At 62.5% G+C, this 9,363-nt stretch carries 9 protein-coding genes; 6 read left to right on the top strand and 3 right to left on the bottom strand.

Going from position 1 to position 9,363, the window contains the following annotated elements; translation table 11 throughout:
- The first annotated feature begins 827 nt into the window (after window positions 1–827).
- The 5 genes from dnaA (at window position 828) to ACXJ7R_RS17075 (ending at window position 6,463) form a co-directional block, all read left to right on the top strand.
- The gene (gene dnaA / locus ACXJ7R_RS17095; RefSeq protein ID WP_095082383.1) at window positions 828–2,375 is read left to right on the top strand and encodes a chromosomal replication initiator protein DnaA; all 1,548 of its coding nucleotides are present in this window, start codon (window positions 828–830) and stop codon (window positions 2,373–2,375) included.
- Window positions 2,376–2,669: 294 nt separating this feature from the next.
- Window positions 2,670–3,788 (top strand): DNA polymerase III subunit beta, encoded by a 1,119-nt coding sequence (gene dnaN, locus ACXJ7R_RS17090; RefSeq protein ID WP_095082385.1) that lies wholly within the window; start codon window positions 2,670–2,672, stop codon window positions 3,786–3,788.
- Window positions 3,789–3,974: 186 nt separating this feature from the next.
- Window positions 3,975–5,114, top strand: a complete 1,140-nt coding sequence (gene recF / locus ACXJ7R_RS17085) for a DNA replication/repair protein RecF (protein ID WP_095082387.1) — start codon at window positions 3,975–3,977, stop codon at window positions 5,112–5,114.
- 100 nt (window positions 5,115–5,214) lie between these two features.
- Window positions 5,215–5,970, top strand: coding sequence for a molybdopterin-synthase adenylyltransferase MoeB (locus tag ACXJ7R_RS17080; RefSeq protein ID WP_457152864.1), 756 nt, complete (start codon window positions 5,215–5,217; stop codon window positions 5,968–5,970).
- A 31-nt stretch (window positions 5,971–6,001) separates the two neighbouring features.
- Window positions 6,002–6,463: a GNAT family N-acetyltransferase gene (locus ACXJ7R_RS17075; protein WP_457152865.1), complete on the top strand. Its 462-nt coding sequence runs from the start codon at window positions 6,002–6,004 to the stop codon at window positions 6,461–6,463.
- Between the two features lie 27 nt (window positions 6,464–6,490).
- On the opposite strand, the gene ACXJ7R_RS17070 is transcribed toward ACXJ7R_RS17075, so the two are convergent.
- Window positions 6,491–7,492, bottom strand: coding sequence for a 2-hydroxyacid dehydrogenase (locus ACXJ7R_RS17070; RefSeq protein WP_457152863.1), 1,002 nt, complete (start codon window positions 7,490–7,492; stop codon window positions 6,491–6,493).
- Between the two features lie 151 nt (window positions 7,493–7,643).
- Here ACXJ7R_RS17070 and ACXJ7R_RS17065 point away from each other — a divergent pair, with 151 nt between their 5' ends.
- On the top strand, window positions 7,644–8,204 hold the full coding sequence (locus tag ACXJ7R_RS17065; RefSeq protein ID WP_095084275.1) for an SH3 domain-containing protein: 561 nt from the start codon (window positions 7,644–7,646) through the stop codon (window positions 8,202–8,204).
- 59 nt (window positions 8,205–8,263) lie between these two features.
- Here the strand turns inward: ACXJ7R_RS17065 and ACXJ7R_RS17060 are convergent, their stop codons facing one another.
- Together ACXJ7R_RS17060 and irrA are read right to left on the bottom strand one after the other, a co-directional pair.
- Window positions 8,264–8,623: a DUF4260 domain-containing protein gene (locus tag ACXJ7R_RS17060; protein WP_457152862.1), complete on the bottom strand. Its 360-nt coding sequence runs from the start codon at window positions 8,621–8,623 to the stop codon at window positions 8,264–8,266.
- A 60-nt stretch (window positions 8,624–8,683) separates the two neighbouring features.
- Complete coding sequence (irrA, locus tag ACXJ7R_RS17055; RefSeq protein WP_167458528.1) at window positions 8,684–9,115, bottom strand: iron response transcriptional regulator IrrA; 432 nt, start codon at window positions 9,113–9,115, stop codon at window positions 8,684–8,686.
- Window positions 9,116–9,363: the final 248 nt, after the last annotated feature.

Genomic DNA, 9,363 nt, shown 5'->3' with positions numbered 1-9,363 from the left:
GGACTGACGTTCTGAGAACCCGGCCGATTGTGCCGGGTTTTTTCGTTTGCCGGCAAGCACTTAAAAAGAATGGCCGGAAACAGCCCTTTGGCGGCTCGAAATGCTTTGCCGGCACTGCCATGYAGGTTGATCGCCGGTATCCCTGAAAAGGGTTCACTCGGAAAAAGTCGACACTCAGAAATAATCTATACTTTTCAAATAGTTGCGGACAGTCGTCCACAGCTTGTTCACATCGAGCCGGGGGGATGGGGGACAAGTCGCTGTCAAGCGAATTATTTCATAAAATTTCGTGACGGGCCGGCTTTTTCATATTCGCCGGAAAAGAGTTTGAATCACAATGGCTTTGTTAAAAAGTGCCGTAGCGGCACGCCACTCGAACCCGCCTCCACTAACCAGATTCCTTAAAAATCAGTTAGTCCCGGCCTTGCCCTATCCACAGCGATTTCGGTAATGTCGGTCTATCGAAAGGGACGGGCTCCGGGCCTTAACCCACCTTGTAACGGCCAGCTTAAATTGGCGGGATTTGCAACGCGGATCAAGTCCGTGGACGGCTTTGGTTTGTCTTTTTCGATACGGTAGGGGACTGGCGTAACTAGACATGGCAGGTAGACGGCGCGCCGGCGCACTTTTCGCCGGATGGTGTCGTATTGCCCAGACATACCCAACGCGGACTGGCTTCCATGGGCCGGCACCGGTTTCCCCCGAATGTTGGCGATGTCATCTGCCGGCGGCGGCAGCAGGCATCGTAGCGAAGACGCAGTTGCCGGGACACGGGTGCAGGGGCGCATCCCCGGTGGAACAGGGTACGGAAAGACAAGGAAGAGACCATGCAGAGCGGCATCGAACGGGAGCTTACGGGCGACCTCCCATTTCCTGGAACTTTGACCGGAGCAAACGACATGGCGGTGTCCAGCGACGCGGAACAGAAGTTCGACCGGGTCAAGACCCAGTTGAAGGCGCGCCTGGGAACTGAAGTCTATTCGAGTTGGTTCGGCCGCATGAAGGTCGCGGAGGCTTCCAAGGGCATCATCCGCATCTCGGTGCCCACCGCTTTCCTGCGCTCATGGATCAACGGTCACTATCTCGACCTCATTTCCGAGTTGTGGAAGCAGGAGGATCCCGATCTCCTCAAGATCGAGATCGTTGTGCGGACGGCGACCCGCCAGGGGCACAGCCATGCCGAGCCGGAAGTGGCGCCTGCGCGAGCCAAGATGACGCGGCAGACGCAGACGGCGCTCGCCGCCGGCACTGTCAGCCCCGGCCGGACTGAGCGCGCACCGGCTCCGCGTCCGGGCACACCGGTCGAGAGCGAGTTCCGGCACAATGTGCTCGGCTCGCCGCTTGATCCGCGCTACACATTCGGCTCCTTCATCGAGGGACCGTCGAACCGTGTGGCCTTCGCCGCCGCCAAGGCAGTTGCGGAATCGCAATCCAGCGCGGTGCGCTTCAACCCGCTTTTCCTTCACGCAACCGTCGGGCTCGGCAAGACACACCTGTTGCAGGCGATCGCCGCGGAATCGCTGAAGCAGAACCCCAAGTCGCGCGTCGTCTATCTCACGGCCGAGTATTTCATGTGGCGCTTTGCCACCGCGATCCGTGACAACAATGCGCTGACGCTCAAGGAACAGCTGCGCGACATCGACCTGCTCATCATCGACGACATGCAGTTCCTGCAGGGCAAGTCGATCCAGCATGAATTCTGCCACCTGATCAACATGTTGCTCGACAGCGCCAAGCAAGTCGTCGTTGCCGCCGACCGGCCGCCGTCGGAATTGGAATCGCTCGAACCGCGGGTCCGGTCGCGCCTCAATGGCGGCGTCGCGCTTGAAATGTCGGCGCCCGATTTCGCCATGCGCCTTGGCATGCTCAACTTGCGCCTTGCCACCGCAAGGGTCGATGACGCATCGCTCAATATTTCGGAGGAGATCCTCAATCACGTCGCCCGCACCGTGACCGGCAGCGGACGCGAGCTGGAAGGGGCGTTCAATCAGCTGCTGTTCCGCCAGTCCTTCGAACCGCAGATCACCATCGACCGGATCGACGAGATCCTCGGCCACATCTATCGCACCGGCGAGCCGAAGCGGGTTCGTATCGAGGACATCCAGCGCATCGTCGCGCGCCACTACAACGTGTCGAAGACCGAGTTGCTGTCCAACCGGCGCACGCGCACCATCGTCAAGCCGCGGCAGGTGGCCATGTACCTGTCGAAGGTGATGACGCCGCGCTCCCTGCCCGAGATCGGACGGCGTTTCGGCGGCCGCGATCACACCACGGTGCTGCACGCCGTTCGCAAGATCGAGGACCTTTCGGGCAACGACAATACGCTGGCGCAGGAACTCGAGCTCCTGAGGCGGTTGATCAACGACCAGGCCTGACCGGTCTGGCGAAGACGAAACCAGAACAGCACCGGAATTCAATGACTTGCCGGTGCGGTCCTGGATTCGTGGTGTCGCCTGGGGGCGATCCGGAATTTGGTTTTGCGACACCGGCTCGCGGACTTCGTGGCCTTTATCCCCAGAAAGCCCGCGTAGCCGGCCTGAACCGGTGTCGCGGGCTTGCGTTTGCTGGTTTTTTCCTGTCAGTTTACGCAGATTCTGAGCCTGTTCAGACCTTTCGCGGGGCGCCGCTCACTGGTGACCCGTCATTCATTCAAGCGAGCCTGTTTCGTCATGCGTGTTATCCTGGAACGGTCAAATCTCCTGAAGTCGCTCAACCACGTCCACCGTGTCGTCGAGCGGCGTAACACCATACCGATCCTGTCCAACGTGCTGCTCAGCGCCGAGGGCGCCAGCCTCGAAATGAAGGCGACCGACCTCGACCTGGAGGTGACGGAAGCGACGCCCGCCAAGGTGGAGCGCGGCGGGGCGACGACGGTTCCGGCACATCTGCTCTACGACATCGTGCGCAAGCTCGCCGACGGCGCCGAGGTGATGCTGAAGACGGACGAGGACGGCAACGCCATGACGGTAACGTCCGGCCGTTCGAGCTTCCGCCTCCAGTGCCTGCCGCAATCCGATTTCCCCGAGCTTTCGGCCGGATCCTTCTCGCATATCTTCCGTCTCGACTCGGTTGCCCTGAAGGGCCTGATCGAGAAGACCCAGTTCGCCATCTCGACCGAAGAGACGCGCTATTATCTGAACGGCATCTACCTGCACACGCACGAGGTCGGCGGCAAGCTGAAGCTGCGCTCGGTGGCGACCGACGGCCACCGCCTGGCACGCGCCGAGATCGACGCGCCGGCGGGTTCCGAGGGCATGCCGGGCATCATCATTCCGCGCAAGACCGTGAGCGAGCTGCAAAAGCTGGTCGACGATCCGGATGTCGCGGTCACCACCGAACTGTCCGACACCAAGATCCGCTTCACCATCGGCAGCGTGGTTTTGACCTCGAAGCTGATCGACGGCACCTTCCCGGACTATCAGCGGGTCATTCCGACCGGTAACGACAAGAGGCTGATCATCGACCGCCAGAGTTTCGCCGCCGCTGTCGATCGCGTCTCTACCATCTCCTCCGAACGCGGCCGCGCGGTGAAGCTTTCGATCAGCGACGGTCAGGTGACGCTTGCGGTCAACAATCCGGATTCAGGCAGCGCCACCGAGGAGCTGGCCGCCGACTATTCGTCCGATCCAATCGAGATCGGCTTCAACGCCAAGTACCTGCTCGACGTTGCCGCGCAGCTGACCGGCACGGAGGCCAAGTTCATGCTGGCCGACGCTGGTTCGCCGACTCTGATCCACGACATGGCCGACGAGACCGCGCTTTACGTGCTGATGCCGATGCGGGTCTAGCCGGCGCGGCGTCACCAATCCGGCCCGCGACTGGACCGGCAGCGAGAATTATGGCTGCGGCGACTTCCAGAGCAATTCCAGGAAAAATATGAAACGGTTTTCCGCCCGGAATTGCGTCAAAACAAAGAGTTAGAGCAGGTCTGCGTTTTCCGTGAAACGACGAACCGCTCTATAGGCGGATAGCGGTTGCCGGCACAGACTCACATAAGTAAGCTTACACTTACTAATTTCCGCAACTATGCGGGGCTGGCGATCGACCTGGCGCCGGGTGCCGTGGTCTTTTCCGGCGATAACGGTGCGGGCAAGACCAATCTTCTCGAAGCGATCTCCTTGCTGACACCGGGACGCGGCTTGCGCCGCGCGCCTTATGCGGATGTCGCGCGCGAAGGCGGCGACGGCGGCTTTGCCCTGCACGCCCGGCTCGATGGGCCCGACGGCCAGGTCGAGATCGGTACGGGCATTTCAGGTGGCGACAGTGCCGGCGAAGGCGGCAGGCGCGTGCGCATCAACGGCGCTTCGGCGCGATCGGCCGAGGAGATGCTGGAGTGGCTGCGCGTGGTGTGGCTGACGCCGGCGATGGACGCCTTGTTCACCGGACCAGCCGCGGATCGCCGGCGCTTTCTCGATCGGCTGGTGCTGGCGATCGATCCCGGCCACGGCCAGCGCGCAATCGACTACGAAAAGGCGATGCGCGGCCGCAATCGGTTGCTTACTGAAGGCTCCCGGGACGACCGCTGGTTCGACGCGATCGAGACACAAATGGCCGAAACCGGTGTGGCGATCGCCGCCGCACGCGCCGAGATGGTGCGCCTGCTGGCCGCGATGATCGACAGGCTGCCCGACACCGGACCGTTTCCGCAGGCCGATATCGGCCTTTCGGGTGAGCTTGAGGCCGAGATTGCCATCGCGCCGGCGGTCGACGTCGAGGAGCGGTTCCGCCGGACGCTTGCCGAAGGTCGTGACCGCGACCGCGCCGCCGGGCGCACGCTCGAGGGACCGCACCGTTCGGATCTGGTGGTTCGGCACCGTCCCAAGTCGATGCCGGCCGAACTTTGCTCGACGGGTGAGCAGAAGGCGCTGCTGGTCGGCATCGTCCTGTCGCACGCCCGGCTAACCGGCGAGATGTCTGGCATGACACCGATCCTGCTGCTCGACGAAATCGCCGCGCATCTGGATGGCGGGCGGCGCGCGGCGCTGTTTTCCATCCTCGAAGACCTGAACTGCCAGGCGTTCATGACCGGAACCGACGCGGCGCTGTTTTCCAGTCTCAAGGGACGTGCGCAATTCCTGACTGTCGAYCACGGCACGGTTGGGCCAACGATCTAGATCTTTGTCTACGTATGTCGTGGTCCCAAAACCGCTTCACACTTTTGGGCGACATGCATTGGCTCCTGACAAGGTTTTTCAGCCGCTATATGGTCCGGCAATGACCGCTGCCGCCCTGACCGACGAAGAGATCGAACGCTATGCCCGCCACATCGTGCTGCCCGAGGTCGGCGGCGCCGGCCAGCAGAGGCTGAAGCAGGCGCGGGTGCTGGTGATCGGCGCCGGCGGGCTGGGTGCGCCGGTGCTCGAATATCTTGCCGCCGCCGGCGTAGGCACGCTCGGCGTGATCGACGATGACACCGTTTCGCTTTCCAACCTGCAGCGCCAGGTCATTCACGGCACCGACACCGTCGGCATGCTGAAAACCGATAGCGCCAAGGCGGCAATCGCGCGCATCAATCCCAACACCGCTGTCGAGACCCATACGTTCCGGCTGACCGCGGACAACGCCGCTGCCCTCGTCGCCCGTTATGACATCGTCGTCGACGGTTCCGACAATTTTGAAACCCGCTATACGGTGGCCGACGCCTGCGCGAGCGAGAGGAAACCGCTGGTGCACGCCGCTGTTGGACGCTTCGATGGTTCGGTGACCGTGCTGAAGCCGTTCGAAAACGGCAAGGACGGGGTGCCAAATCCGGGCTATCGCGATCTGTTTCCGGAAGCGCCGCCGCCTGGCCTAGTGCCGTCCTGTGCCGAGGCCGGGGTGCTTGGTGCGCTGACCGGTGTCGTCGGCACGCTGCAGGCGATGGAGGCGATCAAGCTGATCACCGGCATCGGCGAGCCGTTGGTCGGCCGGCTGCTGCTCTATGATGGGCTGGCCGCGCGGTTCGATACGATCCGCTACAAGAGAAGCTGACATCGTGGATCGGACCGAAGTTGTCACCGTCATGAGGATTCCTGCCGATTTCGACCATTGGGACGATATGCTCGCACTGATCATGCACGCGTTCGCCACCATGGACGGTATCATCGACCCGCCCTCCTCGGCGCACCTGCTGACCGCCGAAACCTTGCGCGACAAGGCGCGGCGTGAGACCGGATTCGTGGCGTTCGAGGGGGACAGGATCGTCGGTTGCGTTTTTGCCCTTGAAAGGACGGCGGAATTTTACGTCGGCAAGCTCGCCGTCGCGCCGGATTGTCAGGGCCAAGGCATTGGCCGGCGGCTGATGCTGGCGGTCGAGGATCTTGCCCGCAGCCGCGGCAAGGCTGCGGTCGAACTTCAGACGCGGATCGAGCTGACCGGAAACCATGCCGCCTTTGCCCGCCTCGGCTTTCACGAGACCGAACGGACGGCGCATGAGGGCTACATCAGGCCGACCTCGATCACCATGCGCAAGGTCCTTGCGTAAGCCTGGGCTTTCGTTCGGAGGCTGACGTCAGGTTCTGAGCGGCAGCACGCGATCCGGTGGCCGGTGGCCGTCGACGAATGCGCGGATGTTGATGATGACCCTTTCGCCCATGTCGATGCGGCCTTCGAGCGTTGCCGAGCCCATATGTGGCAGAAGCACGACCTTGCCCTTGGCGGCGAGCTTCAGCAGCTTGCCGTTCAGTGCCGGCTCGTGCTCGTAGACGTCGAGGCCGGCTCCGGCGAGCTTGCCGTCCTGGATCATCTTCACCAGCGCCTCTTCGTCGATGATGTCGCCGCGCGCGGTGTTGACGACATAGGCCGTGGGCTGCAGCAGCGCCAGCCGCCGCGCCGAGAGCAGATGGAAGGTCGCCGGCGTCGATGGGCAATTGACCGAAATGATGTCCATGCGGGCCAGCATCTGGTCGAGGCTTTCCCAATAGGTCGCCTCCAATTCGTCTTCCACGGCCGGCAACACGCGATGGCGGTTGTGGTAGTGGATCGACAGGCCGAAGGCCTTGGCGCGCCTCGCGACCGCGGTGCCGATGCGCCCCATGCCGACAATGCCGAGCCGTTTGCCCCAGATGCGGCGCCCAAGCATCCAGGTCGGCGACCAGCCGGCCCATTTCTTGTCGCCGGTGAGCACGTTGGCGCCTTCCGCCAGCCGCCGCGGCACAGCCAGCATCAGCGCCAGGGTCATGTCGGCGGTGTCCTCGGTCAGCACATTGGGCGTGTTGGTGACGGTGATGCCCTTCTTGGCCGCCGCCGTGACATCGATCTTGTCGACGCCATTGCCGAAATTGGCGATCAGCTTGAGATTGTCGCCGGCCTGGGCGATCAGCGCCGCGTCGATCTGATCGGTCACCGTCGGCACCAGCACGTCGGCTTCCTTGACCGCCGCGACCAGTTCCGGCTGCGTCATCGGCCTGTCCTCGACATTCAGCCGGGCATCGAACAGTTCGCGCATGCGGGTCTCGACCGGATCGGGCAGCTTTCGCGTGATGACCACGAGAGGCTTCTTTTTGCCTACCATTGTTTCCTCGTACCCCGATCTCGTTGAGACCTCTTTAACCAAGACCGGCGAAACTGAAAGCCGGTCGCGGTGCCGATTACCCCATGTAACAAGCGGTGCCGCCGAAGACAAAGAAAAAGGGGCGCCAAGGCAAGCGCCGAAAGGAATGAAAGTGTCTGGTTTCGCGTCGCTTCGCCTGACCCTCAGTGCAGCATTTCTCGGCGCTCTGCTTCATTCTCCGCTTGCCGCGGCGCAGAGTGCGGCAGCACCTGCCCAGAGCGTCGTCACGCTCGGCCCGAGCGGTCTGCCGCTGCCGCGATTCGTCAGCCTGAAATCCGGCCGCGTCAACTCGCGCGTCGGCCCCGGCGCCAACTACTCGGTCGACTGGATGTATATGAAGGCCGGCCTGCCGATGGAGATCATTCAGGAATTCGATACATGGCGCCGCGTGCGCGACGCCGACGGTTCGGAGGGCTGGATCAACCAGTCGCTGCTTTCCGGCCGGCGCACCGCAATCGTCGCCCCGTGGCAGCGCGGCAAGGGCGCCCAGGTGAACCTTCTCAACAGCCCTGAACAGGACGCAAGGGTGGTCGCGATGGTCGAGCCTGGCGTCATGGGCACGATCAAGTCCTGCGACGGCCAGTGGTGCGAAATGACGTTCGAGGGCCACACCGGCTGGCTCGCTCAGTCGCTTGTCTGGGGCGCCTATCCCGGTGAACGGGTCAAGGACTGATCTTTTGACCGTTTGACCACGATCGTTCCGGACCAAAGAGTTCCAAACAGCTGCTTAGACTAGCGGCCGATACGGCCAAGATGCGTGTCCTGAAAGCCGGTTGACAGCTTCAGGCCGTAGCCCAACGCACGATCGATGCCGATGTGGGCGATCCAGATCAATGCAACCGCCGTCGCGGTCGCTTTGCCGGACAGGTGACCGGCCAGCAGCAGCAGCACGGGCACGATCAGGATATGCAAGGCGTTGTAGGCCAGGGCACCGACGCGCGGCCCCGCCAGATAACCGAACATAGACAGGTCAGGCGCCAGGATAAGCAATCCGAAGAGCCACCAGCTTATACCAGTTGAAGCGTAGAAGACGACGGCAGCCACCGCAACGATGGCCCATTCGAGCCGGATTGTCAGGTCGAGGGGTTTCATTCCTGGCGGATCATTCTTGGCTGATCATTCCGGCCCTGCCGTTTATTCGGGCGTCGCCGTTCATTCGCAGCGCTTGGGGCGCAGCCTCACCACGATGTCGACATTGGCGATCTCCATCCCCTCCGGCGGCTCCGGCAGGTTGGCGACCGTCACCGGACCGCTGTCGATGTCGAATATGCGGTTTTCACCTTCGATGTAGAAATGGTGGTGGTCGGAGGTGTTGGTGTCGAAATAGGTCTTCGCGCCCTCGACGGCGAGGATGCGCAACAGGCCCGCCTGGGTGAACTGGTGAAGGGCATTGTAGACGGTGGCCAGCGACACCGGCACGCCGGCCGCGACCGCCTCCTCGTGCAGTTCCTCGGCCGACAGATGGCGGTCGCCCTTGGCGAAAAGCAGATCGGCCAGCGCAATGCGCTGGCGCGTCGGCCTCAGGCCGGCTTCACGGACCCGCTTGTCCACAGCGACATTTTCCTTCCGACCGTCCAGGCCCATCTTCTCGTCGAACCCCACAGTTCCGCCCTAAGACACGCCCAGAATGGCAAAAAAATGAATGTCTGCCGAAACCGGACCCCTGCTGACATATATTCTGTCGCCTGAAAGCGATCAATAGCGCGCATTGACCCGAGCAGACGAGCAGGTTAAGCGCAAACGCCGGTTTCCGGCCTGAAACAGATTGTGTTAGGAAACCAACGACAAGGGCGCCCGATAGCCCGGAACGATGTGGGGACGAAATTGATGGC

It is taken from the genome of Mesorhizobium sp. P5_C1, assembly GCF_054049815.1.
The sequence above is the reverse complement of the archived record's forward strand: the minus strand, read 5'-3'. Positions and strand labels throughout refer to the sequence as shown.

What these genes read in the sequence shown, in the direction of transcription:
- ACXJ7R_RS17060 (WP_457152862.1), bottom strand. Translation starts at nt 8,623, where the DNA reads ATGAAACCCCTCGACCTGACAATCCGGCTCGAATGGGCCATCGTTGCG.
- dnaA (WP_095082383.1), top strand. Translation starts at nt 828, where the DNA reads ATGCAGAGCGGCATCGAACGGGAGCTTACGGGCGACCTCCCATTTCCT.
- ACXJ7R_RS17070 (WP_457152863.1), bottom strand. Translation starts at nt 7,492, where the DNA reads ATGGTAGGCAAAAAGAAGCCTCTCGTGGTCATCACGCGAAAGCTGCCC.
- dnaN (WP_095082385.1), top strand. Translation starts at nt 2,670, where the DNA reads ATGCGTGTTATCCTGGAACGGTCAAATCTCCTGAAGTCGCTCAACCAC.
- irrA (WP_167458528.1), bottom strand. Translation starts at nt 9,115, where the DNA reads ATGGGCCTGGACGGTCGGAAGGAAAATGTCGCTGTGGACAAGCGGGTC.
- ACXJ7R_RS17080 (WP_457152864.1), top strand. Translation starts at nt 5,215, where the DNA reads ATGACCGCTGCCGCCCTGACCGACGAAGAGATCGAACGCTATGCCCGC.
- ACXJ7R_RS17075 (WP_457152865.1), top strand. Translation starts at nt 6,002, where the DNA reads ATGAGGATTCCTGCCGATTTCGACCATTGGGACGATATGCTCGCACTG.